20 protein-coding genes, 1 tRNA gene and 1 riboswitch are annotated in these 26003 nt (G+C 61.4%); of the genes, 13 read left to right on the top strand and 8 right to left on the bottom strand.

The features are described 5' to 3' along the window. The first annotated feature begins 6 nt into the window (after nt 1-6). Nucleotides 7-83: transfer RNA gene (locus tag TR61_RS06105), tRNA-Met, on the top strand. Between the two features lie 77 nt (nt 84-160). After that, nucleotides 161-373, top strand: a riboswitch (cobalamin riboswitch). Nucleotides 374-493: 120 nt separating this feature from the next. After that, entirely contained in the window at nt 494-796 is a 303-nt protein-coding gene (locus tag TR61_RS06100; protein WP_050929028.1) for a hypothetical protein, read from the top strand. 8 nt (nt 797-804) lie between these two features. On the opposite strand, the gene TR61_RS06095 is transcribed toward TR61_RS06100, so the two are convergent. Both TR61_RS06095 and TR61_RS06090 read right to left on the bottom strand, forming a co-directional pair. Then, complete coding sequence (locus tag TR61_RS06095; protein ID WP_050929020.1) at nt 805-1644, bottom strand: hypothetical protein; 840 nt, start codon at nt 1642-1644, stop codon at nt 805-807. A gap of 29 nt (nt 1645-1673) precedes the next feature. Further along, complete coding sequence (locus TR61_RS06090) at nt 1674-2075, bottom strand: GFA family protein (RefSeq protein WP_050929018.1); 402 nt, start codon at nt 2073-2075, stop codon at nt 1674-1676. Between the two features lie 150 nt (nt 2076-2225). Here TR61_RS06090 and TR61_RS06085 point away from each other — a divergent pair, with 150 nt between their 5' ends. The 8 genes from TR61_RS06085 (at nt 2226) to TR61_RS06045 (ending at nt 15426) form a co-directional block, all read left to right on the top strand. Then, on the top strand, nt 2226-3344 hold the full coding sequence (locus TR61_RS06085) for an ABC transporter permease (protein WP_050929065.1): 1119 nt from the start codon (nt 2226-2228) through the stop codon (nt 3342-3344). Beyond that, nucleotides 3344-4153, top strand: coding sequence for an ABC transporter ATP-binding protein (locus tag TR61_RS06080; protein ID WP_050929017.1), 810 nt, complete (start codon nt 3344-3346; stop codon nt 4151-4153). Before TR61_RS06085 ends, TR61_RS06080 begins: the two co-directional genes overlap by 1 nt. A gap of 14 nt (nt 4154-4167) precedes the next feature. Continuing rightward, nucleotides 4168-5496, top strand: coding sequence for an MCE family protein (locus TR61_RS06075; protein WP_050929016.1), 1329 nt, complete (start codon nt 4168-4170; stop codon nt 5494-5496). Continuing rightward, a complete protein-coding gene (locus TR61_RS06070; RefSeq protein WP_082181863.1) occupies nt 5493-6245 on the top strand; it encodes an ABC-type transport auxiliary lipoprotein family protein in 753 nt (250 codons plus the stop codon). The genes TR61_RS06075 and TR61_RS06070 overlap by 4 nt, the downstream gene beginning before the upstream one ends. Nucleotides 6246-6393: 148 nt before the next feature. Beyond that, nucleotides 6394-7575 carry an ABC transporter substrate-binding protein gene (locus tag TR61_RS06065; protein ID WP_050929014.1) on the top strand — a complete coding sequence of 394 codons (1182 nt, stop codon included), beginning with the start codon at nt 6394-6396 and terminating at the stop codon, nt 7573-7575. 148 nt (nt 7576-7723) lie between these two features. After that, nucleotides 7724-9718, top strand: a complete 1995-nt coding sequence (locus TR61_RS20550; protein WP_425394200.1) for an aminotransferase class V-fold PLP-dependent enzyme — start codon at nt 7724-7726, stop codon at nt 9716-9718. 126 nt (nt 9719-9844) lie between these two features. Further along, complete coding sequence (locus TR61_RS06050) at nt 9845-11644, top strand: autotransporter assembly complex protein TamA (protein ID WP_050929013.1); 1800 nt, start codon at nt 9845-9847, stop codon at nt 11642-11644. Beyond that, nucleotides 11641-15426, top strand: a complete 3786-nt coding sequence (locus TR61_RS06045) for a translocation/assembly module TamB domain-containing protein (protein WP_050929011.1) — start codon at nt 11641-11643, stop codon at nt 15424-15426. The genes TR61_RS06050 and TR61_RS06045 overlap by 4 nt, the downstream gene beginning before the upstream one ends. Nucleotides 15427-15437: 11 nt before the next feature. Here TR61_RS06045 and TR61_RS06040 read toward each other — a convergent pair whose 3' ends face one another. Together TR61_RS06040 and putA are read right to left on the bottom strand one after the other, a co-directional pair. Then, nucleotides 15438-16010, bottom strand: a complete 573-nt coding sequence (locus TR61_RS06040; RefSeq protein ID WP_050929006.1) for a hemerythrin domain-containing protein — start codon at nt 16008-16010, stop codon at nt 15438-15440. Nucleotides 16011-16081: 71 nt separating this feature from the next. After that, the gene (gene putA, locus TR61_RS06035; RefSeq protein ID WP_050929004.1) at nt 16082-19546 is read right to left on the bottom strand and encodes a bifunctional proline dehydrogenase/L-glutamate gamma-semialdehyde dehydrogenase PutA; all 3465 of its coding nucleotides are present in this window, start codon (nt 19544-19546) and stop codon (nt 16082-16084) included. A 114-nt stretch (nt 19547-19660) separates the two neighbouring features. Between putA and TR61_RS06030 the strand changes: the two genes are divergently transcribed. Then, the gene (locus tag TR61_RS06030; protein ID WP_050929063.1) at nt 19661-20134 is read left to right on the top strand and encodes an Lrp/AsnC family transcriptional regulator; all 474 of its coding nucleotides are present in this window, start codon (nt 19661-19663) and stop codon (nt 20132-20134) included. A 208-nt stretch (nt 20135-20342) separates the two neighbouring features. Here TR61_RS06030 and pobA read toward each other — a convergent pair whose 3' ends face one another. Beyond that, nucleotides 20343-21512, bottom strand: coding sequence for a 4-hydroxybenzoate 3-monooxygenase (gene pobA / locus TR61_RS06025; protein ID WP_050929003.1), 1170 nt, complete (start codon nt 21510-21512; stop codon nt 20343-20345). 109 nt (nt 21513-21621) lie between these two features. Here pobA and pcaQ point away from each other — a divergent pair, with 109 nt between their 5' ends. Further along, nucleotides 21622-22533: a pca operon transcription factor PcaQ gene (pcaQ, locus tag TR61_RS06020; protein WP_050929002.1), complete on the top strand. Its 912-nt coding sequence runs from the start codon at nt 21622-21624 to the stop codon at nt 22531-22533. Between the two features lie 145 nt (nt 22534-22678). Further along, a complete protein-coding gene (locus TR61_RS06015) occupies nt 22679-23773 on the top strand; it encodes a response regulator (protein ID WP_050929001.1) in 1095 nt (364 codons plus the stop codon). A gap of 114 nt (nt 23774-23887) precedes the next feature. Here TR61_RS06015 and TR61_RS06010 read toward each other — a convergent pair whose 3' ends face one another. The 3 genes from TR61_RS06010 to TR61_RS06000 are packed head-to-tail and all read right to left on the bottom strand — an operon-like array spanning nt 23888 to nt 25989. Next, nucleotides 23888-24706 carry a hypothetical protein gene (locus tag TR61_RS06010; protein ID WP_050929000.1) on the bottom strand — a complete coding sequence of 273 codons (819 nt, stop codon included), beginning with the start codon at nt 24704-24706 and terminating at the stop codon, nt 23888-23890. Next, nucleotides 24703-25080 (bottom strand): hypothetical protein, encoded by a 378-nt coding sequence (locus TR61_RS06005; RefSeq protein WP_050928999.1) that lies wholly within the window; start codon nt 25078-25080, stop codon nt 24703-24705. Before TR61_RS06005 ends, TR61_RS06010 begins: the two co-directional genes overlap by 4 nt. A 33-nt stretch (nt 25081-25113) precedes the next feature. Continuing rightward, on the bottom strand, nt 25114-25989 hold the full coding sequence (locus TR61_RS06000) for a GTPase (protein ID WP_050928998.1): 876 nt from the start codon (nt 25987-25989) through the stop codon (nt 25114-25116). Nucleotides 25990-26003 lie beyond the last annotated feature (14 nt).

The raw sequence follows: 26003 nt of genomic DNA, 5'->3' as shown, positions 1-26003 counted from the left end.
CCCCATGGCGCGGTAGCTCAGCTGGTTAGAGCGCTCGACTCATAATCGAGAGGTCGGGAGTTCAAGTCTCCCCCACGCCACCATCCCCTTCAAGAATACGAAATCTGTGCATCTTGGCATGACCGACCTGCCTTCGCGCTTGCGCGACTCGCAGGGCTGAGCAATGCTTTGTTCTGATGGTGTCCGGCAAGACGATATGCCGGGCTGAAATGGGAACGCGGTGCGGGCCATCTGGCCCAATTCCGCGACTGCCCCCGCAACTGTAGGCGGCGAGCGATCCTGAAACGCAACCACTGAGCGCCACAACGCTTGGGAAGGTTCAGGCAAGCAGCGACCCGCAAGTCAGGAGACCTGCCATCTCCGGTGTGTTTCGCACCGCAGTCAACTCAACCCGGGCGGGGTGCCCCGGAGAAGGAGCAGACAGGATGGACCGGACAGGCCCGACACAGTTGCAGACTTCCCCGCGCACCGCCCCTGCTGCGCGGAGGGCGCGATGCTGATCCACAGAACCTTGCAACAACTTCAGGTACGGGCGGACACGCCCGAAAGGGCGCTCGAATTGGGGCGCATGGGCTATATGCAGTGGCTGGGTGGCTTGCCTGGTCAGGCGAATTACGAATTCGAGGCGATCCGGGCTTATCTTTACGCCCGCCCCTTCGTTGAAACCGATCCGGCGGTGGCTGTGTTCTGCGACCTGTTGCGCCAGTCGCTGCAAAAACCGCTGACGCCGCTGGATCTGACACTGCCAAAACCCCGGCGGCGCGGCGGGGCCGCGGAACGGCGTATGTCGCTGTGAGCTAAGCGTCACTGCGTGGCGCGATAGGCCTCCAGCACCCGCCAGACCAGATCCTGCATCCATGCAGCCTGGGCCTTGTCCGGTTCCCCGCGCGCGGGGATGCCATGGGGCAGGCCTCGTGGGTCGGCGCCATAGATGACCGCATAATGCGCCAGTGCGATCAGATAGGCCCCGCGCGCATTTAGGTGGATCTGATCCGTAAACAGGTCCGAGATGGATGAAAGGCCCGGTGCCTTACCTGCGGCGATGTCGTCATATGCCGCTGCCATGATCAGCGGGCCGGGAATCATCGAAACTTTCGGTACCCCTTGTGGCAGGTTCGCGTTCACGTGATCCAGAATACTTCGCCATCCCGCCATCTCGATCGGCAGCCGGTCGCGAAAGGGGATATGGCCGTCCGGGTCGTTATACAGGTTTTCCGCATCGGGGCCGCTGTCGATCTCGACCCAGGTGGCGTAGAGCACAGTCCGCAGGCCGCCGTTTCGCCAGGCATGTGTCGTCCAGCGCAGCGCCCATTCCGGTGACTGGTGCCAGGGCAGGGTGCGGCTGAGCGGAGCCCGTTCGGTCAGCACCAGCACATCGTATTGTGCGATAACGCCGGGCTGGCGGATATCCGGATCGGTCGGGTTGTTCCACCGCCAGTCCATCGGGCTGCCGGGGAGGGTCGCCTTGTCGAGCTTCCCGCCGCGCACATGGGTCGCACGCACCATTTGCGTCAGTGGCGCCATGATGTCGTCGGTTAGGCTGTGGCCGGATTGCACGACATCCAGCGCGGGCAGGCGACCTTCTGCACCCACCCCCGATCCGGTGCACAGCCCCAGGGCAAGAATGAAACCGATCAGCCGCATATTGTCTCAATCGCCGTGCTTTAGGCCCGTCAGGGGCGTTTCTGAAACGCAGGTAGCCCGTCTTCCACATGATGGAAGGGCTGTGCATCGCACAGGAAAATCGCAAGTTGCGGGCGGAAGACAGAAGGATCGTCCAACGTCCCGACCTTTAAAATCATCAGGTCTGGCCGGCGCGGACTGTAATTGCCGATATGGGTTCCGCATCTGGGGCAGAAGTACCGAGGAACCGGGTTTTCCAGATCGGATCGCGCGAAGGTCGCGAGGTTTCCACGGGTAAAGATGACATCGCCTTCATCGAAGGCCATGGCGGTGGCCGGTTCGCCGCCGCTGAAATACTGACATTCCCGGCAGTGGCACTGAAACGCGGCCTCTGCGGGACCGTCAATCTGGTATCTTATGTCGCCGCAATAGCAGCCGCCGCTGGCTTTCATCAGTATCGCTCCTTTTCGTGGGGTTTTGCCAATCGGGGGCATCGCAGCGGACAAAGCCCGGAGACGTCGTCGCAGCCGGGGAAATGAATTTGACACAGCCCCGCTTGTGGGATGGGATGCGTTGTCTGCTCATTTTACCCATTGGATGCCATGGCCGCGCCTTCCGTTTCTCTGTCACTGTCGGATTATACCGCACGGATCAGCGGGCGTCTGGTAACCAACACATTGGGCCAGATCGACGCGGCCTTTCAAGGGCTTTCGGCCGATGGCCCCACTCTGACGCTGGATCTCTCCGGGCTTGAGGCGCTCGATACCGGTGGTGCCTATCTGGTTGTCCGGCTGCGGCGGCGGTTGGCTGCAGAAGGGACCGAGGTGCACATCTCCGGCGCCAATCCCGATCAGATGCAACTGATCGACACGGTGTCCGAAGCCCTGCCCAAAGACGAGGGGCAGGAGGATCTGCCGCGCGGCGTCAAAGAGTGGTTGGAGGATCTGGGCGAAGGTACATACCAAGGGTGGCTGTCGGTCCTGTCGCTTCTGTCCTTTCTGGGTCTCACGCTGCAGCGGTTCCTACGCATGACCCTGCAACCGCGCAGGTTGCGCATGCCCGCGCTTGTCAGCCAGATGCAGGAAACCGGTTTGAACGCGGTGCCAATCGTCGCGCTGATGGGTTTTCTGATCGGTGTTGTGCTGTCCTTTCAGGGGGCGGCGCAGTTGCGGCAATTCGGGGCCGAGGTTTTCGTCGTCGATCTGATCGCGATCTCGATCTTTCGGGAATTGGGCATTCTGCTGACCGCGATCATCGTGGCCGGCCGGTCCGGTTCGGCTTTCACCGCCTCTATCGGGTCGATGAAAGTGCGCGAGGAAATCGACGCGATGCGCACGCTGGGGCTTGATCCGATTGACGTTCTGGTGCTGCCGCGGGTGCTTGCGCTGGTCATCATGCTGCCTGCGCTTGGGTTTATCGCCAATATCGCGGGCATTTTTGGCGGCGCATTGATGAGCTGGATCGAACTGGGCGTCAGCCCCGGCATGTTCATAACCCGGCTTTATGAAAACACCGATGTCTGGCATCTGGGCGTGGGTATGATCAAGGCACCGTTTTTCGCCGTGGTCATCGGCGTTGTGGCCTGCTGGCGTGCGATGCAGGTGAAGGGGTCCTCCGAAAGCGTCGGACGGCAGACGACCTCGTCGGTGGTGCAATCCATCTTTCTAGTTATCGCGCTGGATGCCGCCTTTTCCATCTTCTTCTCGGAAGTGGGGGTCTGATGGACGGCGCGCTGACACCAGAAAAGGCCCAGAGCGACGTGCAACGCGAAGCTGTGATCCGGGTGCGTGGCCTGCGCACTCAGTTTGGCACGCAAGTTGTACATGATGACCTGAACCTCGACGTTTGGCGGGGGGAGGTTCTGGGCATCGTCGGCGGATCGGGAACGGGCAAGTCGGTTCTGCTGCGCACCATTGTCGGGTTGAACCGTCCTGCCGCCGGGTCGATCGAGGTGCTGGGCGTTGACGTGCTGAATGGCCCCGAAGCCGAAAGGCGCAATGTCGAAACCCGCTGGGGCGTGGCGTTTCAGGACGGGGCGCTGTTTTCGTCGCTGACTGTGCTTCAGAACGTGATGACCCCGATGCGCGAGCACCTGAAACTCAGCCCCGCGCTGATGAAGGCTTTGGGAGAGTTGAAGATCAGCCTTGTGGGTCTGCCCCCGCTGGCCTGTGGCAAGCTGCCTTCGGAACTGTCGGGCGGCATGCGCAAACGTGCGGCGCTTGCGCGCGCGCTGGCGCTGGATCCCGAGATCGTGTTTCTGGATGAACCCACCGCAGGTCTCGACCCGATCGGGGCGGCAGCTTATGATGACCTGATTGGCGAGTTGCAAAGATCATTGGGTCTGACGGTTTTCATGGTGACGCATGACTTGGACAGTCTTTATGCGATTTGTGATCGCATTGCGGTCTTGGCCGAAAAACGCGTTCTGGTAGAAGGTCCGATAGAAGACATGACAGCCGTAGATCACCCCTGGGTCCAGGAATATTTCACCGGGCCGCGCGCCCGTGCCGCGCAAGAAAAGTCCCAATAAGGCAAACCGCACCGATGGAAACCAAAGCAAATTACCTGCTGATCGGCGTGTTCACGTTGGCGACCATCATCGGCGGGTTCGGGCTGTTGCTATGGTTGACCAAGGTCGAGATTGATCGCCAGTATGCCTATTACGACATCCTTTTTCCCGATGTTGCGGGGCTGAGTGCGGCGGGCGATGTGCGCTATAACGGGCTGCCGGTGGGACAGGTCGTCAATCTTGAGCTTGACGAGGGCAGCAACGCCTTGGTGCGCGTGCGGATCGAGGTGGGCGCGAATACCCCTGTTAATACCGAAACCGTGGCGCAATTGCAGGCGCAGGGTGTCACCGGCGTCAGCTATGTGGCGCTGTCGGGCGGATCGGACACCTCGACCCCGTTGCCGGAAGGGTCGGTGATCCCGTCGGAACGCTCGGCCTTGCAATCGGTTTTCGAAGGGGCGCCCGTGGTGCTGGAAAAAGCGGTTTCGCTTCTTGAAGATATCAACGAGGTCTTCAATGAAGAAAACCGCACTGCCATTTCGGACATTCTGCAAAACACCGCAGACGCAACCGAACGGCTGGACACGGCGCTGACGAATTTCGAAACGCTTTCAAATGATCTCAGCACCGCCGCGCAAGAGGTTGCCGCCTTCTCTAACCGTTTGGAGGATCTGGCGGATGTGGCGGAAACCACGTTGAACACCGCCACCGAAACACTGGATACCGCAGGCGATACGTTCGAAAGGGTCACTGCCTTTACCGACAACGACCTGCCCCGCATCGTGGAGGATATCCGTGAAGTGGCAGATACAGCCAACAAGGTGATTGACCAGTTCGGCACAGACGTGTCCACCGCTGTGGCCAGTTTCGAAACCTTTGCCGAGACAGGAAATCAAACGCTGCTGGATGCCTCCCAAACCTTTGCCAATGCCAATGAAACATTGACCGCCATCGACGGAGCCATGGTCGCCGCCGAAGAGACATTGGACACCGCGCAGGAAGCATTCGGATCGGTGAACGAGATTATCGATACCGAACTTGACGGGATCATCACTGATCTGCGCGGGGCAGTGACAGCATTCTCCGACACTGTCGCCGGCGCGTCCGAAGATATCGACCGCGTTGCGGAAGAGATCCGCGAAGCGTCACTTTCGGCCTCGTCCTTCCTGGGCACTCTGGAGGATCTGGTTCTGGAAAACCGTCGTCAGGTTTCGGATTTCCTTGGGCTTGGCCTGCCGGAATTCCTGCGCCTGACAGAAGAGGCGCGCCTGCTTGTGTCGGGTCTTGACCGTCTGGTTGATCGGGTGGAAAGGGATCCCGCCCGTTTCCTTCTGGGCACCACCAATTCGGAGTTCCGCAGATGATCCAGACCCTGATCCGCCTGGCCGTATGCACCGCGCTTGTCAGCGGGCTAAGCGCTTGTGCCGGTCTGACCCGTCTGCAATCGGTGGCCACACCGAACGAGCTTTATGCGCTGACGCCGAAAAGCACGTTTTCGTCCAATCTGCCCCGATTGACCCAACAGATTGTCGTGGAAGAACCCACCGCGACCGCTGCGGTCAGCACCGACCAGATTGCCGTGCAACCCACGGCTCTGCGCGTTCAATATCTGCCTGTGGCCCGCTGGGTGGATCGCGCGCCGCTGATCGTGCAATCGCTGCTTATTGAAAGTTTCGAGAATTCCAATCGTGTGCCTGCGGTGGGCAGTTCGGGTATCGGTCTGCGCGCCGATTACTATATCGCGACCGATATCCGCGAATTTCAGGCGGTTGTTCCCGCTGACGTAGGGCCTGATGCGCCGCTGCAGATTCAGGTGCGTCTGAACATCAAGCTGATTGATGCCCGTGAGGACCGGATCATCGGCTCACGATCATTCGAAGAATTTTACCCATCACTCAGCGACAATCCCAATGACGTGGCGACCGCCTTTGATGAGGCGCTGGGCAGTGTGATGAAAGATGCGGTGGAATGGAGCATCCGCAGCATCCACACCCATGCGACCGAAAGGGAAGAACGCGAAGCGCGTGCGCGCAGACCTGCACCGCGCCCGTCGCCACTATCCGAATCCGGGACAGACGCTTCGGAACAGACGCCGGTGCAAGACGACGGCTGATCGGGCTCGGAAAAGCCCGGCAAATAGTCGGGCCTGACGCCAGGTTTCGCAGCAAGTCGCATTTCGCGTCTCTCCCGCGTCAGGGCGCTTTACTATGCCCGCGCTTTGCCTAAGCTGTTTGAATAAGCAAAAAAACCGGGAGGTTCACATGAAAAAACTATTGGCTGCCAGCGCCGTTGCCGCGCTGCTTGCGCCTTCGGCCATGGCCGAGGAAATCAAACTGGGTATCATTTTCGGCTTCACCGGGCCGATTGAATCGTTGACCCAACCCATGGCCTCGGGTGCCGAATTGGCGATGAAAGAGGTCTCCGATAGCGGACTTCTGCTGGATGGCGCTTCGGTCGTGTCGGTTCGCGGTGACTCCACCTGCATCGATTCCGCCGCGGCGACAGCGGCAGCGGAGCGGCTGGTCACGGCTGACCGCGTGAACGCGATTGTCGGTGCCGATTGTTCGGGTGTGACGGGCGCCATCCTGCAGAACGTGGCGGTTGCCAACGGCATCGTGATGATTTCGCCCTCGGCCACATCGCCGGGTCTGTCGGCGGCCGAAGACAACGGTCTCTTCTTCCGTACCGCCCCGTCTGACGCGCGGGAAGGTCAGGTGATGACCGATATCCTGATGGAAGAAGGCATCAAATCCGTCGCGCTGACCTATACCAACAACGACTATGGCAAAGGTCTGGCCGACAGCTTCCGCACCGCGTTCGAGGCAGCCGGTGGCGAGGTGACCGTGAACCTTAGCCACGAAGACGGCAAGGCTGACTATTCCGCCGAGGTTGCGACCCTTGCCGCCGCAGGCGGTGACATTCTTGTGGTTGCCGGATATCTGGATCAGGGCGGCCGCGGCATCATCGAAGGCGCGCTGGATACTGGCGCATGGGATCGCTTTGTTCTGCCCGGCGGCATGATCGGCGACAACATCCTGACCATCGGCGATGCGCTGAATGGCTCCTTCGGACAGGTCGCGGGCACCGACAGCCCGGGCACCGACATCTATGCCAAGATGGCTGAAGCGGCGGGCTTTGACGGCACATCGCCGTTCACGCCGGAAAGCTATGACGCGGCGGCGCTGATCATGTTGGCCATGCAGGCGGCAGGGTCATCCGACAGCCAGGCGCTGAAGGATCATGTCTTTGACGTGGCCAACGCCCCGGGTGAAAAGATCTATCCCGGTGAATTGGCCAAAGCGCTGCAGATCCTGAAAGACGGCGGCGACATCGACTATGTTGGCGCATCGGCGGTCGAGCTGATCGGCCCTGGTGAATCGGCGGGCAACTATCGTCAGGTCATCGTGAAGGACGGCCAGTTCGAGACAGTGCGCTACCGCTAAAGCGATCTTTTCAAAGCGTTACAGACACCCCGGCATTTGTCCGGGGTGTTCTTGTTCAGGGGAACGACATTCAAGACCGCGGCGGAAATCCCCATGGACGACCATGGCAACCTCACCTAACTTGTGCGCTGCACCTCCGGGAGGGAACATGCTGACCAACACCAAACATGCTGGCTATTTTCTCTATCACTCCATCGGGATGTATCCCGGCAAAGAGGAGGAAATGGCCGCCGCGATGGCCGAGTTTGCCGAGGTCTGGGCCGCGCCCAATGACAAGCAATGGGGCTATGTTCTGCTGAAACGGCAGGATTTCATTGATTACTGGCGGCGCATCATCAACGTACCCAAGGGATCGACGACCACCTGCGAAAGCGTGACGGACGGCTTGCACAAGCTGATGCGGTCGCTGCCTGAAGGTATGCTGCGGGGCAAGCGCGTACTGGTGGCTGGCGACTGTTTTCCCAGCCTGCATTTCCTGCTGACAGGCCTTGCGCCCAAGATGGGCTTCACGCTTGACACCGTGCCCCTGTCAGAGGGGAAATCCTGGGTCGAACAGGACCAATATCTTGAACATTGGGGCCCGGATGTGGGTCTGGCCCTGATCACCTGGGTGACCTCCACTGCGTCGGCACGCGTGGATCTTGAACCGCTTGTGGCGCATGGCCGCAAGATGGGCAGCCTGATCGGCGTGGACATTACGCAGGCCGCCGGGCTGATCCCGTTTGACGCCCAAAACCCCAAGGTTGATTTTGTTCTGTCCACCTCGCTGAAATGGATGTGCGGGACACCTGGTGCAGGCATTCTGTATGTCGACAAATCGTTGGTGCTGGAGCTGGAACCAGAAGGACGCGGATGGTTTTCGCAAAACAATCCGTTCAGCTGGGATCTGGACAAGTTCGAATATGCGCCCGATATCCGCCGATTTGACAGCGGAACGCCGGGATCGGTGCCTGCCATTGCCTCTCTGCCGGCGCTTGCCTGGCATGCGGAGCAAGATCACGCAGAGCTGGCCGCCTGGAACCGCAAGCTGGTCGACCGGATCATCGCACGCGCTGATGCATTGGATTTGCCGCTCCATTCGCCCCGCGATGCGGACAAGCGCGGCGGATCTGTCATGCTGCGCTTTCCCGACAAACCCGAGGCTGCCGCCACAGTAGGGGCGCTGGGGGTCGAAGGATTTTCCGTTGATTTCCGTGGCCCGCTGGTGCGCCTGTCGCCCGGTAATGTCACGCGCGAAGAAACCATCGACGCGGTCTTCGACATCACCGAAGAAACGCTGAACCGCCGCAAGCGCCGCTTTGCCGGTAAAGGCCCGCAAACCCCTGTGAAAGGCATCCAAATGACCCCTCAAGACCTTCTTGGCGGGCTGGGCGCCATGTTGCTGAGCGGTCAGGTGAAGATAGTTGATTGCACCGCACCTCTGGGCCCCGATACGCCGATCCTGCGTTTGCCCGAGGATTTTGCGAAAAACACGCCCAAGGTCGAAATCCACCGCATAAGCGAATATGACGCCGATGGTCCGTTCTTTGCCTGGAACTGGCTGAAACTGGGCGAACATTCGGGCACCCATTTCGACGCGCCCCATCACTGGATCACCGGCAAGGATTTCGAAGACGGCTATACCGACACGCTGGACGTGCAACGCCTGATCGCGCCGGTGAATGTGATCGACTGCTCGAAGGAAAGCGCCGAAGACCCCGATTTCCTGCTGACGGCCGAACACGTCAAGGCGTGGGAGGCCGAACACGGCGAAATCAACCCCGGCGAATGGGTTGTCATGCGTACCGATTGGGACAAGCGCGCCCATGATGAGGAGCTGTTTCTGAACGACGATCCCAGCCCGCATGAGGACGGCTCGCACTCGCCCGGCCCAACAACCGAATGCATGGATTACCTTTTGTCCAAAGGTATCGTCGGCTGGGGCAGCCAATGCATCGGCACCGATGCGGGCATGGCCGGAAAGATGAGCCCGCCTTACCCCGCGCATAACTATCTGCACCGCGACAATTGCTTCGGTCTGGCAAGCCTTGCCAATCTGGATCAGTTGCCGCCAAAGGGTGCGATCCTGATGGCGGCGCCTCTGAAAATCGAACAGGGAACCGGATCACCCATTCGCGCGTTGGCCCTGGTGCCTCAGGGCTGATCGTTCAGGCAAGAAAGCGCCGCATTGGGCATAGGCGGCGCGATCTGCGGGAAACTGGTTGCACCTGCTTTCCCGCACGGGGCAGAGTCTGGCCTATGCGCCGGAACTTTTGGGGGAAGTAGGTTCATGGGCCGATCCGGTCTGCTGTCGTTAGTGCTGACCTGCATTACTGCCTGGGTGCTTGGCGCGGGTGCGCCCAGCGCTGCGCCTGCCTTGTCGTTCAATGTGCCTTCACAAAATGAAGACTTGCGGGACGATTTGCGTGCGACCTCGCTTCTGGCCTCTGCAATCGCCGAAGGCGAAACCGCGCCCTCTGATCTGGTGTCCGCGGCCTTGGCCGATTACCGGCGGCTTGTTGAGACGCTTTACGCCTATGGTCATTACAGCGGCGTGGTGCGCATTCAGGTGAACGGGCGCGAAGCCGCGTCGCTGTCGCTGCTGTCCCTGCCGGCCGAAATCACCCGGGTTGCCATTATTGTCGACCCCGGTCCGCCCTTCCGCTTTGGCCAGACGCGCATTGCTCCGCTGGCACCGGGCGACGCTGCGCCGGAAGGGTTTGCACAAGGACAGCCAGCGCTGGCGACCGTCATTCGGCAAGCCAGCCAATCCGCCATCGTGGGCTGGCGCGAGGCCGGTCATGCAAAGGCCGAACAGGGGCCGCAGCGCATTGTGGCGGATCACAATGCGAAAACCCTGTCGGCCGATCTGACCATCATTCCCGGACCGCGTCTGCGGTTTGGCGATCTCATCATAAAGGGCGAAAGCGCAGTGCGTCCCAATCGCATCGCCCGCATCGCCGATCTGCCCAGCGGAGAGGTCTTTTCCCCCGAAGCGTTGGACGCCGTGACAACTCGGATGCGCCGCACGGGAACGTTTTCGTCGGTGTCCCTGCGTGAAGGGCCCGCGCAGCCCGATGGCACCATGGATATCGAGCTGACCGTTATTGACCGTGCTCCGCGCCGGTTTGGCTTTGGTGCCGAACTGTCGTCCTTAGAAGGGCTCAGCCTCTCGGGCTTCTGGTTGCACCGGAACCTTCTGGGTGGAGCCGAACACCTGCGTGTTGAAGGCGAGATCAACCAGATCGCCGCGCAGGACGGGAACGGGATGGATTTCAAACTGGGTGCGCGGCTGGAGTTTCCATCTGCCCTGCGCTCGGACACCACGCTTTTCGTGTTGGGCGAGTTGGAAAGCCTGGATGAACCCACCTTCCGATCCGACACGTTCGAACTGGGCGTAGGTGTGACGTGGTATCCCATGGACGGGTTTGAGGCCGAAACAGGCGTCGCCTTCTTCCGCTCGAAAACCCGGTCAGCACTTGGGCCCATCGACTATACGTTGATCGAATTTCCCAACATCGCGACCTGGGACAAACGCGATGATCCGCTGAACGCGACCGGAGGCACGTTTCTGCGCGCCACTGCGACGCCTTATCTGGGACTTTCCGACACTGCCTCGGGCTTGCGGCTGACGGCTGATGCGCGGGCCTATCGCAGCTTTGGCGATGGGCGGTTTGTTCTGGCAGGGCGTGTGCAATGGGGGTCAATTATTGGTTCGGACCTGACGGAAACGCATCCCGATATGCTGTTTCTGTCTGGTGGAGGCGGCACGGTGCGTGGTCAGCCCTATCAATCGCTGGGCGTGGATCTTCCGCCCAACCTGACCATTGGCGGGCGCAGTTTCCTGGGCACCATGGTTGAGCTGCGCACCGGTTTCACGGAAACGCTTGGCGGTGTGATCTTTGTCGATGCAGGTTATGTGGGGTCGGGCAGTTTTCTGGATGGTACGGGTGAATGGCATGCGGGCGCTGGATTTGGTGTGCGGTACAACACAGGCATCGGCCCCCTGCGTGTCGATATCGCGGCCCCGGTCAGTGGCAATACGGGCGATGGCGTTCAACTGTACATCGGGATAGGACAGGCGTTTTGAGATTTGCCCGCATCATAACCCTGCTTGTCTGCCTGAGCCCGTTGCCTCTGTCCGCGCAAGGCAATGCGGAGGAGGTTGATGACCGCGGATACCTGCAGGCCCTGCTGGAAGACAGCCTTTCGGGTGCCGGACGGGATGTGCGGATCGAAGGCTTTGCAGGTGCGCTCAGCTCATCAGCGACGATGGAAACGCTGACCATTGCAGATGCCGATGGCGTGTGGCTGACGCTGACCGACGCACAGCTTGACTGGCGTCGCGCGGCCTTGCTGCGCGGACGGCTTGAGGTGGACAAGCTGACAGCCGAAGGGCTGACCATCTCGCGTCTGCCCTCCACCGAAGAGGAGGAACCGGCCGGTTTCCAGCTTCCCAAGCTGCCGCCGCCGCAGGCCACGGCGTTCTCCTTGCCGGAGCTTCCCGTCTCGATCCAGATCGGAGAGCTGGGGATCGAAACGGTCACCATCGGAGAGGCGGTCTTCGGCGAAGCGGCCGAGGTGTCCATCACCGGATCCGCTTCGCTTGCCGGCGGGGAAGGGGCGGCCAATCTGTTGATTGCGCGCACCGACGGCAAAAGGGGTGCTTTCGAACTGACGGGTGACTATGCCAACAGCACGGATATCCTGTCTTTGTCCTTGAACGTGTCCGAGGCGCGCGACGGTCTGATCGCCACGATGGCAGGTATCCCGGAGCGCCCTTCATTGGATCTGAGCGTCACGGGGCAGGGACCACTCAGTGATTTCACGGCGGATATCGCCCTGGCGACCGACGGTGCGGATCGGCTGGCGGGGCGTGTCGTTACCGGTTCAAGCCAGACGGAAAGCGGTACGACCGAACAGTTCCTGCGCGCGAACCTGTCGGGCGATATCCGCCCGCTGCTTCAGCCCGATTATCGCAGCTTTTTCGGCGAGGACCTGCGGCTTGAGCTGGATACGCTCAGATCCGATCAGGGCGGGCTGGAGATCAACACGCTGATCCTTGATGCGGCGGCTTTCGATCTGAACGGCCAGATTTCCCTTGGCCCCGAAGCCTGGCCGCAAGAGATCAACCTGACCGCCCGCATTGCGCCGGTTGAAGGAGACAGCGTGCTGCTGTCGATTCCGGGGCCTGCCACGCGGCTGGACGGGGCCCGGTTGAATTTCGCCTTCGATGCGGATCAGGGCGACATCTGGGACCTTTCGCTTTTGGCCGAGAACGTGACGCGCGACGGATTTTCCCTTGGGGCGGCGCGCATGAACGGGCGCGGAACGATCGCGGCAGGCGAAGGCGATGCGGTTGGCCGCGTACTGGGCGATGTGGTCATGTCGCTGGTCACGCTGGATCTGGGGGATGCCGATCTGAACCGCGCCGTGGGGCGGGATCTGAACGCCTCGTTCGACTTTGCCTTGATCGAGGATGAACCCTTCCGCATCACCGATCTGAACCTGAGGGGCGATGATTATGGCCTGCGGGGCGATCTGAGCCTGCGTCTGCCCGATGGCAGCGATAGCCCTATCATCACCAGCGATCTGACATTGCAGGCGAACGACATAAGCCGCTTCGCCGCGTTGGCAGGTCAACCGATCGAAGGTGGCGTGCAGGTCGATGTAGTTGGCGATGTGGTACCCTTGGATGGCGCGTTCGATCTGCAGGTCACCGGTTTGTCCCAAGATCTGGCAGTGGGCGTTCCTCAGGTCGATCCTTTGATCGGAGGGGAAGGCGCGCTCAGCGTCGCGGCCCGTCGCGACGGGGACGGTACTTACTTGGACAGTTTCGATATCGGCACGCCGCAGGCCGGCATCACCGGCAAGGCTGCGATCACGGGTTCGTCCTCCTCCGGGCAAATCACTGCGCGCATTCTGGATGCCTCGCTAATCCACCAGGACATGCAGGGCGAAGGCCGGGTCGAGGCGACGTTCGAACAAAGTGGCGCGCGCCTGAATGCTGATGTGTCTGCCAATGCACCGGGCAACACACGTCTGGACGCCACGCTTGAGACGCCACTAGACAGCGAGACAACGCGGTACCGGATCGACCTGCAATCCGACGATGTGTCGACCTACGCTTGGCTGCTGGACAGGCCTCTTTCCGGGGCGGTGAACCTGTCGGCCGAAGGCCAGGGGCAGATTGAGACGCAATCGGGCAGCCTGAGCCTGACCGGGCGCATTACCGATCTGCAAACCGGGATTGCCGAGGCGGACACCCTTCTGGCAGGTCGCGCTGACGTCTCGCTTGAGGCTGCGCGCGAGGCGGATGGCACGATCACTCTGGATCTTTTCGACCTTGCCGCGCCGCGCATCTCGGCCAGTGCGAATGGCACGCTGATGGGCGATGACACCTCGTTAGCCTACAGCCTGTCATTGCCGGACCTTGGCGTGATCGTCGCCAGCCTGCCGGGGGCGGTCGCCGCAGAAGGGACTTTGGGCCAAAGCAGCCAAGGCTGGGCCATCGACACCGATCTGACCGGCCCCGGAGGCATGCAGGTGGCGCTGGACGGCACGTTGGCGCAGGATGCCGCCACCGCTGATCTGGCAGCCACCGGCGTCGCGCCCCTGGCACTGATCAACCGGCAGATCGCGCCCAACATCATTGACGGCCCGGTGCAATTCGACATGGCCCTGCGTGGCCCGCTTGCGCTGACATCGCTCAGCGGTACGGCGCGCATCAACGGTGCGACCTTGTCGCTGCCAGCACAGAAACTGGCTTTCAGCAGTATTGACGGCACGGTCGGCCTGTCTTCGGGCCGCGCCTCTGTCGATGCCGCCCTTGCGGTCTCTTCGGGAGGTGTGATCCGCCTGTCTGGTCCGGTCACGATCAGCGACCCGTTCCCCGGCGAACTGTCGATCCTGATCGAGAACATGGTCGTGGTTGAACCTGGCCTGCTTGAGACGACCGCGAATGGCCAACTGACGGTGGACGGTCCACTTACGGGTGGCGCGCGGATCGCAGGCCAGATCACCTTTGACGAAGTCGGTATTCAGGTGCCCAGTACATCTGGTCCCGCATCCGCAGCCTTGCCGGGGTTGGTGCACCGCAATGAACCCGCTGCCGTCCGAAACACGCGCGCGCGCGCCGGATTGATCGAAACCGGCGGCAATGGTGGCGGAGCGACGCGGCCTTACGGGCTGGACGTGCTCGTGTCAGCGCCTGCGCGCATCTTCATTCGGGGGCGGGGGCTTGATGCTGAAATGGGTGGCAGCCTCCGTGTCGCAGGGACCACCAACGCCGTTATTCCGACGGGCCGGTTCGAACTGATCCGGGGCCGGCTCAGCATTCTGGGTCAGCGTCTGGATCTGACCAAAGGCTTTATCGAACCGCAAGGCGATCTTGACCCCTATATGCGCATCGTGGCCGAAGCATCCGCCGGGGAAACCGATGTACGCTTTGTGATCGAAGGGCCGATATCGGCACCCGAACTTGTCCTGACGTCCTCTCCGGAACTGCCCCAGGACGAGATCCTCTCGCGGTTCCTGTTTGGGCGCGATGTATCCGAGATTTCCCCTCTCCAAGCGTTGAAGATCGCCGATGCCCTTGCCCAGCTGTCAGGTCGCGGGCCGGGTGCGGTCAGCCAACTTCGCGAGGGGCTGGGTCTTGATGATCTGGACGTTTCCACGACCGAGACGGGTGAAACATCGGTACGCGCGGGCAAGTATATCAGCGAGAATATCTATTCCGACGTCTCCCGCACCACCGAAGGCGAATCCGAGATCAACCTGAACCTGACGATCACCCCGAATCTAACCGCACGGGGCACGGCGCGGTCTGACAGCTCGACCAGCCTCGGGATATTCTTCGAAAAGGATTACTGAGCGCGACGGGTTCAGCGGAACTCGGCCGGGGCGTATTTCAGAAGCACAGGCACGACCAGTTCTTCCTCGTCCAGAAGATGCCGGTTCAGCAGCGGGGCAAAGTCTGACAGGGTCTTGCTGAACTGACCGGCGCCTTCACGCACCGCCGCGTCATCGCCCGCCTGCAGCGCGTCGTTTGCCCCCTGCGCCAGCCGCTGCAATTGCGCATCCATCGCGTGGTGGTCGCTGTCCAGAATGTCGAAGCCTGCCGAAACGCGGCTGTCCAGCTTCGCCATGCTGGGGAAGTAATGCATATCCTCGATCATGTGGTGGCCGTGCAATTCATTGATTAGCAGCCCGCCGAACCGATGCAGCCGCGCCTTGTATGTGCGCGGGTCCATGCTGCGATCCAGCGCGGCCTGGGAATCCTGAGTCAGCTGCTCAAGCAACTGGCGGAACATCATGTGCCGGTTCAGCCAGAAGTCGATCAGCTGGGAATAATTCTGATGCTCAGCCCAACCCGCGCGCGGGATTTCCCTGACCAGCACCCGCAGGGCATCGGGCAGTTCCTGGCGCGTGGCAAGGTCGGGTTGGTGCAAGGTCATAGCGGCTCCGGTCGCGGTCTGATCAGTTTCGCCGCGTCAGATAGCCCGATTGCCCGCAAAGGCCAAGCTGATCAGCTGACCTCGGCCAGAAGGCTTGCGTTGCCGCCGGCTGCCGTCGTGTCCACGCAGATATGCCGTTCGATCCGCAGTCGCGCGGGCATGTCCGTTTCCGCAACCAGCGGGATCAGCTTGCCCGACCGTCCTGCCAGGGCGATGCGCATGGCTTGCAGGACGTCGTCTTCAGCCTCACAGGCGACCGCGTCAAACCCGTGCAACCCGGCCAGCGCCTGCGGGTTGAGTACCCCATCAACACAATCCGGTCCGCTAAGCCCCGGCGCAACACCGACGGCAACACAGCCGTTATCTGCCGCAATCGCCATTTGCTGGCGAGCCAGCTCTGCCGTGGGGCCCAGGCAGAGAACCACACCGCGCCCGAATTCCGACAGGCGGTTCGATTCCCCCGTCGGCCCGGGAAGGGAGACGGTCTTCAACGGGTGATGCAGCCGCACCATCCGGTCAATCGCAGTTTGAACCGCGTCTACATCGGCCAGCTCGGCCTCTTCCGTGGGCAGCATCACGCGCTCTGGCAGGGTGAAGCGCGGCACATAAGACGGCCCGCCTGCCTTGGGGCCCGTGCCGGACATCCCTTCACCGCCAAAGGGTTGAGAGCCGACGATGGCGCCGATCTGGTTGCGGTTGATATACATGTTGCCTGCCCGCAACCGGCGGGTGACCTGATCAATCCGGTCGTCAATGCGCGAATGCATCCCGAAGGTCAGCCCAAAGCCTGTGGCGTTGATCTGATCGACGACTTTGTCCAGATCCTCAGCGGCATAGGTGGCCACATGCATGACCGGACCGAAGATCTCGCGCTTCAGATCGGCAATGCCGTTCACTCGGATCACCGTGGGTGCAATGAAGGTGCCGTGATCGGGCACAGACAGTTCTTTCAGCACGCGCCCGTCCTGACGCGCGGCGTCGATATGCGCGGCGATACCGGCGCGGGCGGCGTCGTTGATCACCGGCCCGATATCGGTGTTCAGCGCCCATGGATCGCCCAGCGTCAGCTCATCCATGGCACCGTACAGCATGGTCAGGAAATCCTCGGCGATATCCTCTTGCAGATACAGCATGCGCAGGGCCGAGCAACGCTGGCCGGCGGACTGGAAGGCCGATGTGACGATATCCTTCACCGCCTGTTCCGGCAGCGCGGTGCTGTCCACGATCATCGCATTCAGGCCTCCGGTTTCGGCGATTAGCGGGGCCGTGGGCGCAACCGATTTCGCCATGGCGCGATTGATGCGCTGCGCGGTGGCGGTTGAGCCTGTGAAGCACACCCCCGCAATGCGCGGGTCGGACGTGATCCTGGCGCCAACGACAGACCCGTGGCCGGGCAGCAGCTGCAACACCTCTTGCGGCACGCCTGCCTCATGAAGCAGCCGAATGCCAAGGGCAGCGATCAGGCCCGTGGGCTCGGCCGGTTTGGCCAGAACGCCATTGCCCGCAGCCAGCGCCGCCGCGATCTGGCCGGTGAAGATGGCCAGCGGGAAGTTCCAGGGAGAGATGCAGGCGAAGACACCGCGCGCGGGCATCTCCAACCGTTCCCCTTGCGCCGCGTAATAGCGCAGGAAATCAACGGCTTCGCGCAGTTCCGCAATGGCATCCAGTGGGGTCTTGCCCGCCTCCCGCGTCAGCAGGGCGAAGATCTCCCCGAAGTTTGCTTCATAAAGGTCGGAAGCTTTGGTCAAAACCACCGCGCGTTCTGCTGCGCTGGCCTGCCACGGGCGGGCCGCGTCAAGGGCTGCGTCGACATCTGCCGGTGACGACAGGGTCAGCGTGCCCACCTGATCTTGCGGGTTGCAGGGGTTCAGGACGGTTTGCTGTTCCGCCCCCTCTGCCTTGCCCGCGATCATCGGACCTGCCGCCCAGCGATGGGTGCGCCAAGGGGTGCGCGCGTCCTCGACCTCTGCCAGATCGACGGGGTCGTGCAGATCCCAGCCTTTGGAATTCACGCGCTCTGGCGCGTAAAGATCGGCAGGTGCCGTTACCGGGCTTTGCCCTTTGCGATAGGTGTCGAACGGGTCGGCGGCCACGATCTCGGGAGGAACGGTTTCATCCACGATCTGGTTCACAAAAGAGCTGTTCGCGCCGTTTTCCAACAGCCGCCGTACCAGATAAGCCAGCAGATCCCGATGCGCGCCAACAGGGGCATAGATCCGGCACCGTGTGGCATTCGCGGCCAGAACCCGGTCATGCAGCGCTTCGCCCATGCCGTGCAGGCGCTGGAATTCAAAGGCGGTGGGATCCTCGGCCATTTCGATGATGGCAGCCACGGAATGGGCATTGTGCGTGGCGAACTGGGGATAGATCCGGTCGGTCATGCCCAGCAGTTTCTGCGCGCAGGACAGGTAGGAGATATCCGTCGCGGCTTTCTGGCTGAAGACAGGGAAACCATGCAAACCTTCAACCTGCGCGCGCTTGATTTCAGTGTCCCAATAAGCGCCTTTGACCAGCCGCACCATAATCTTGCGATCCAGCTGTTCGGCCAGCGTATGAAGCCAGTCCAGCACTGGCGCAGCGCGTTTGCCATAGGCCTGCACCACAACGCCGAACCCGTCCCAGCCGGCCAGTGACGGATCGCTGAGCACCGCTTCGATCACGTCCAGCGACAGGTCCAGCCGGTCGGCCTCTTCCGCGTCGATGTTCAGGCCCATGCGCGCATCCTTGGCCATGCGGGCGAGGGTCAGGGTGCGGTCCACCAGTTCGGCCATCACGCGGGTTTTCTGACCCATCTCGTAGCGGGGGTGGAGCGCGGAGAGCTTGATCGAGATACCCGGATTGTTGCAGATATCGCTGTGTTTGCATTCGGCCGTTAGGCGTTTGATCGCGTCGGCATAGGCGTCATAGAACTCCTGCGCGTCCGCCGCGGTCAGGGCGGCTTCGCCCAGCATGTCGTAGGAAAAGGTGTAGCCCTGCGCCTCTTTCTTGCGGCCGCGTTTGACGGCTTCGCCAATGGTTTCGCCCAGCACGAACTGCGCGCCCAGCTCCTTCATGGCGCGGGCCACGGCGGTGCGGATTACGGGTTCGCCCAAACGCTTGACGGCGCCGCGCAGAACGGACGCAACCCCTTGACCATCCTGCAAAACCTTGCCCGTGAGCATCAGCGCCCAGGTGGAGGCGTTGACCAGCGGGGAGGAGGATTTGCCCAGATGTTCGCCCCAATGGGAGGGCGCGATCTTGTCTTCGATCAGGGCATCAATGGTGTCAGTGTCGGGCACGCGCAAGAGTGCCTCGGCCAGGCACATCAGCGCCACGCCTTCGTCGGTCGACAGGCCGTATTCGGCCAGAAACACCTCCATCAGGCCGGGATCGTCGCCCTTGCGAATATCGCTCACCAGCTTGGTGGCGCGGGATTTGGCGGCCGTTCTGACATCGTCGCTGATCGGCGCGTCCTGCATCAGTTGAGCGAGGATGTCATCATCCGGTTTTAGGGTTGCTTCGCGGATGGAGGAACGAATCTGGTCGAGATTTTGCATGGGGCGCACCTGTGATGATACCAGGTGAGCCTAACAGATTCCTTCTAGGCAATGTGTCCATGTTGCTCTAGATTTCAGGTAAATTTCCCTATTTTGGATCATCTTGAACGTTATATGAAACTTAAATCCTCAGAAATCAGCCAACTTGACTATTTTGATATCGCCATCCTGGAAAGCCTCAGTCGGGATGGGCGGATGCCCATCACCGACCTTGCGCGGATGATCGGCTTGTCAAAGACACCGACGCAGGCGCGGGTGCGCAGGTTGCAGGCGGAAGGGTATATAACCGGCTTTCGAGCGGTGCTGAACCCGGCGAAGCTGGGGCAGGATCACGTGGCCTTTGTGGAAGTAGAACTGACCGATACGACAGAGGTGGCTTTGCAGGCCTTCAACCGGGCAGTGCAGCAGGTGCCGGAGATCGAGGAATGCCACATGATCGCCGGGGCGTTCGATTACCTGCTGAAGGTGCGCACGACGGATATCAAGGCTTACAGGCAAGTGTTGGGAGAGAAGATTTCGGCGCTGCCGTTCGTGGGCAGCAGTTCGACCCATGTGTCGATGGAGGCGGTCAAGGATCTGGGGTTCTGACGGCCAAAACCGCTGTGCACAACCCGCGCACCGATTCTGTGCATCGGTCGGGTGGGGCCAAGCGGCTTCGAAGCCGCTTGATCAAGCCCGTTCGAACGGGCTTGGCCCGGTGAACTTCCCGCAGGCGTTTGATGCAACGGGCGCGGGGAATCCCTTGCAGCCTTCCGTGGCCAAGCCCTTTCGGTGCTCGATCGGCCTCAACGCGCTTTCAATATGGCAGGCCAACATAGTTTTGCGCCATGACCGCCTGAGCGTCGCGATTGTCGCGCAGAAAGGAAATCTCGGCCTGCTGCATTTTCAGATCGAATTCGGACTGGTCCGGGTAGCGGTGCATCAGATTGGTGAACCACCAGCTGAACCGTTCGGCCTTCCAGACCCGCGCCAGTGCCCGTTCGGAATACCGCTCGATCCCGTCATCGTCGTTGTCCTGATAGTGCTGCACCAGCCCGTGATAAAGATAATGCACGTCCGAGGCTGCCGTGTTCAGACCCTTCGCGCCGGTGGGCGGCACGATATGGGCGGCGTCTCCGCACAGGAACAGCCGACCCCAGCGCATGGGTTCGGTGACGAAACTGCGCAGGGGCGCAATGGATTTTTCGATGGAGGGGCCGGTAATGAGCGCCTCGGCCTGCGAGGCTGGGATGCGGCGTTTCAGTTCAGTCCAAAAGGCGTCATCGGTCCAGTCGTCGGGGCTGTCTGACAGCGAACACTGGATGTAATAGCGGCTGAGGTTCGCGTTGCGCATTGAACAAAGCGCAAAACCGCGGTCGGAACTGGCATAAATCAGTTCGTCGTTCACGGGGGGTGTCTCGGACAGGATGCCCAGCCAGCCGAAGGGATAGACCTTTTCATATTCGCGCCGCACCGACAGGGGGATGGTCTGGCGGCTGACGCCATGGAAGCCGTCGCAGCCTGCGATGAAGTCGCAGTCGATCCGGTGTTCGGTGCCGTCGACGGTGTAGGTGACATATGGCGCGTCGCCATCGGCATCGCGGATGGTAACGCCTTCGGTGTTATAGATGATGGGTGCGCCCGCCGCTTCGCGTGCGGCATAAAGATCGCGGGTCACTTCGGTCTGGCCATAGACCACGACCGAGGTGTCGGTGTGTTCCTTGAAATTGATGCCAAAAAGATCATCGCCATAGGAAATCAGCGTGCCATCGTGGATAAAGCATTCCTTGTCCATCCGTTCGCCCACGCCCGCTTCGCGCATCAGTTGCACCATGCCGGTTTCAAGGATCCCTGCACGGATGCGGCCCAGAACATAGTCCTTGGTTTTGCGTTCAAGGATAACCGTGTCGATGCCCTTGCGGTGCAGAAGCTGGCCCAGAAGCAGGCCCGATGGCCCCCCACCAATGATGGCGACTTGCGTGCGCATCCTGTCCTCCTTCTCTTGCGACAGTTCCGCACTATTGCTGATGAAAAACGGTATGGAAAATGAAAATTGAATGCGGTTAGCTGTCGATACAGGAAAGTATGAGGGCCAAATGGATCGCCGGATCAAGATCAGACATCTGCAGGCCTTCGTCGAGATCGCGCGGCAGAAATCGCTGAAGCGCGCCTCCGAGATTCTGAACCTGACACAGCCCGCCATATCCAAGACACTGAAAGAGCTGGAGGAGGTGGTCGAGATGCCGCTGATGCAGCGTGACCGGGGCGGGGTGCGGATGACACAGGCGGGCGAGGTGTTTCTGCAATCGGCCACCACGGCGCTGGGCGCGCTTGAGCAGGGTCTGACCGGGCTGACGCGGATGCGCGATGGCGGACCTGCGCAGATCGCCATAGGGGCGCTGCCGTCGGTTGCGGCGCGGGTGTTGCCGCTGGCCAGCCAGAAATTCGGTGCCCTGCTGCCGGATGCGACGCTGAATTTCGAAGAAGGCCCGCACGGGTTTCTGATGGACCGGCTGCGGCAGGGATCGCTGGATCTGGTGGTGGGTCGAATGGGCCCGCCGCCGTCGATGAAGGGCGTGTCCTTCGTGCAGCTTTACAGCGAAAAGGTGGCCTTCGTCGTGCACCCTGATCACCCGCTGGGAGAGGGCGCGCGGCTTGGTGATATCGTGCATTGGCCGGTGGTCTATCCTGCGGAAGGATCGGCGATCCGGCCGCTTGTGGACAGGCTTTTGATGGCGGGCGGCATTGCCCGCGTGCCCAACCGGATCGAAACGGTGTCCGGCGCTTTCGGACGGGAACTGGCGCGGTCGAACGATGTGATCTGGGTGATCTCGGAAGGGGTGGTCGCGGCGGATCTGCAGACGAAAATCCTGCGCAAACTCCCCTTTGATACCAGCCTGACCGCCGGGCCCGTGGGCATAATGACCCGGGCCGATGAAGACCTCAAAATGCCGGTGCGGCATTTCCGTCAGGCGATCCGCGCCGCGGTTGAGGATCTGGCGCTGTAGCACGGATTTTCGGGCAGAACATGTCAGAAATTGGGCGTGGATAAATGCGTTTTTCCACCGCGCTGACATGATTGTCCCGCATTTTAGTCAGAATTTAGTTCAATATTCATACTCTGTGAGAGTAGGAAAACAGGTGCCAAAAAAAATGGCCAACCATGTGAAAAAGAAGACACGGGTGCTTGCCGTTGATGACGAACCCAGCATCCTGGAACTTCTGAAAACGGCGCTGAACGCATTGGGCACGTATGATGTGACCACGGCTTCGTCTGTGGACGACGCGATTCAGACGCTGGAGCGGCAGGAAAAGCCGTTTGACTGCCTGCTTTTGGATATTCAGATGCCGGATGTGAACGGCATCACCTTCTGTGCCGAGCTGCGCAAAATCACGGAATACCGCAAGACCCCGATCATCATGCTGACCGCCATGTCGGATCGCGATTACATCGACCGCGCTTTCGCGGCCGGGGCGACGGATTACCTGACCAAACCCTTCGACCTGCTTGAGCTGCGCTCACGTCTGGGCACGGCCTCAATGCTGATCGAGGAACAGGGCCGCGCAAAATCCTCGATCGAGGTGGCGAAGGCCCTGAAGGACGAGCTTGAGACGAACCTGCACTTCAACCTGGAAGACCCGATTGCCATTGACGATGTGGACAACGTGCTGGGCTATGCGGAGTTCGAGAATTACGTGATCCAGCTGTCACAAGGCAAGCTGTTCAACTCTTTCGCGACGGCGGTGAAGATCGCCAATGCCGAAGCGCTTTATGCAAAGCTGTCGTCATCGGCGTTCCGCGCGGTGTTGCATGATGTGGCAGCGGCCATTTCGCGGCTGGTGCGCAAGGACGGATATATGGTGTGTTACCGCGGGAACGGGGTGTTCCTGTCGATCAGCCACCGTCGCAACGGACCGCTGCATCCCGGCGCTGAGCTGCATCTGAACCAGATCGCCGCAACGATCATGTCCCGCCATGCCGAACGGCAAGACGTGAAGCTGATCGTTGGCGAGGCCGCGTCGATGCGGGCGATCACGAAATACGGATCGCTTTATGCGCTGAACAAGGCGGTCGACAACGTGGAAAACCGCGTGGTGAGCGAGACCGACGTGATGAGCCTCCCGTCGCATGTGGTGATGCATCGGTCGCGCAGCACGGCCCACGCACATCTGGAGCGCCGCGCCTATGAAACGGTGCTGGACGATCTTTTGCGCGACGAACCACGGCTGCGCAGCAACGGGACGTGACGCGCGCGCGTTTTCTTGACCGACCTGTTAAACGACACGTCCCGGCCTTTGCGCCGGGACGTTTTCGTTTATGGGCAGTGCTGATGAGAATATGCGTCGCGCGCGGGCGCGGCGTTACTGCGCGAAGATGTCCTGGATGACCGGGAGCAGGGCGTTGATGCGGCGGGCGTCGACATAAGCCAGAAAGCGGTTCCGGTCACAAAAGGCGCATAGCAGATGCGCACCTGTTTCGCCGTCGGCTCCAAAGCTCATACAGCCGCTTTTCTGGCTGCGGCCCAGCGTCTGCTGCATGGCCTGTATGATATCCGGCAGGTGATCTTCAGCCACGTCGCGCAGGCGGTCGGTCAGCCCCCCGTCGCCCAGGGCCTGGGCTTCGTGCCCGTGGCCATCCAGAACCAGCGTGGCACTGGCATGCCGGGCCAGCGCGCGTGTGACCTTGTCGGACAGGCTTTCGCCCGCCAGCGCCTCAAGATCCAGGCCCATCGCCGCCGCAAGCGCCGCGGCCGAACAGCCCACATCGCTGCGGTCCTGGGTGCTGTCCATCCGTGCGCTTTGAAGGGTGACTTCGGTCGCGCGCAGAAGGGCGCGTTTCAGTTCTCCGGCCAGGATCTTGGCGGCCTCGATCGGGTCATCGGGCTGACCGACCGATCCGCCACTGCCCTGCACGACCAGCCGCAATAGCCGGCGCCCGGCGATATCCAGGGCAAAGCGCTGGCCGGCATTGGTGGTCACCCGCACATGACGCGGAAGGATTGTTTCGTCGATGTCGCGCAGAAGCGCCGTGGTCAGCGCGCGCGTATCGCTTTCCGACAATTTGCGGTGCCCCAATCCGTTCAGACGCACGCGCTGGCCCAGCCTTTGCAGGCGGGCAAGTGTGCGCGCATCGCAGTTCTGTGCCGCGTCAGTTGGATATGTGGCAAGAACCGATGTCATTGCAGTGTCGAGATCCTGTGCAGCGTCGACCGGCCCGCGGCAACCATTTCGCGGATATCGGTCTGGTCGGTGAAGGTGCAGAACAGCGCGTCGCAATCATCCAGATGCGAGCGCAGGAAAACCTTGATTTCGCCCGAGCCGACGGCGACGACCTGCGCCAGCTTGCCGCCGCCTAAGGCAGGCGCGATCTGACCAGAGGCAGGACCATCCAGCGACAGCGACGCGGCCTTGCAAAGCGCGTCCAGTTCCTCTTGCGGGCGCTTCTCTGACGCACTGGCGCATAAAACGATACGAGCACCCAGATCGCCAAAGGCGACAAGGGTGCATCCGGGAAGCGTTGCGCGCAGTTTGTCCAGTTCGTCGATGACGCTCATGCTTGTATCTGCCTTGATCTGCGCATGACGGGTTTATCCATGGCCCACCGCACCGTGCCGTCCCGAGGGTTGCGGTCTGCCGGGTCGCGGGGTGGTCTGCCCCGCCGCTTTCACGCGCATGGGTCGGACGGGCGTGATCGGGCGCACTTCGGCTTTGGGCGGTTCCGGCGTTTCCTGGGCTGGTTCGTCGGGGGCCAGAACGGCATCGGGGTTGGTCAGCAGTTCCAGAAGCGCCTTGAGGAACGGCTCGGCCCCGCTGCGATCCCATTTCGCGCGATCCTTGCCCGAGGCCAGCGCATCCAGCAGCGACACCGGGAAGATCGCACGGAACCGGCCCTTGGTTTCGGCCTTGACGCGGGCCAGCACGCGCTTGCGGTCGCGTTCAGAGTGCAGCTTGTCAAAGCGTGTGATCAGCAGGATCGCGTTCTTCTGCAGATGTTCGGGCAACCCGTCAAAGGCGGCGGCCTCGGACTGGCGCCAGGCCTGGGTGGCGTGGGTGCACCAGATCACCAGATCGGCCTGGTTGATCACGCCCGACCAGACCGAACTGTCCATGTTCGGGTCCGAGATACCGGGCATGTCGACCAGATCGCAGATATGCAGGATATCCGATTGCATCTGCAGCTGGATCAGACGGGTGTCTTCCATCTCGACCCCGTTCAGGCCATCGGGGCCCAGCGGGTGGACCTGACCTTCCTTGTCTTCGCGCAGGCCGGCACCTTCACCAAGGGTGATCCAAACCGGCGGCAGGCGGGTCGCGGTGATCTTGACGGGCAGGGGATCGGCAGCCAGCAGAAGGTTCGTCAGCGTGCTTTTGCCCGCGCTGAACTCGCCCATCAGCGCCACCCGGGGCAGGCGGTTTTCGTCTTCGTCTTCGTGCTTTGGCATGTCGTCGGTCATATCGGTCATGTCTTTGCCTTATC

It is taken from the genome of Aestuariivita boseongensis (assembly GCF_001262635.1).
GTDB classification, from domain to species: Bacteria; Pseudomonadota; Alphaproteobacteria; order Rhodobacterales; family Rhodobacteraceae; genus Aestuariivita; species Aestuariivita boseongensis.
This window is presented reverse-complemented; position numbering and strand designations above follow the sequence as displayed.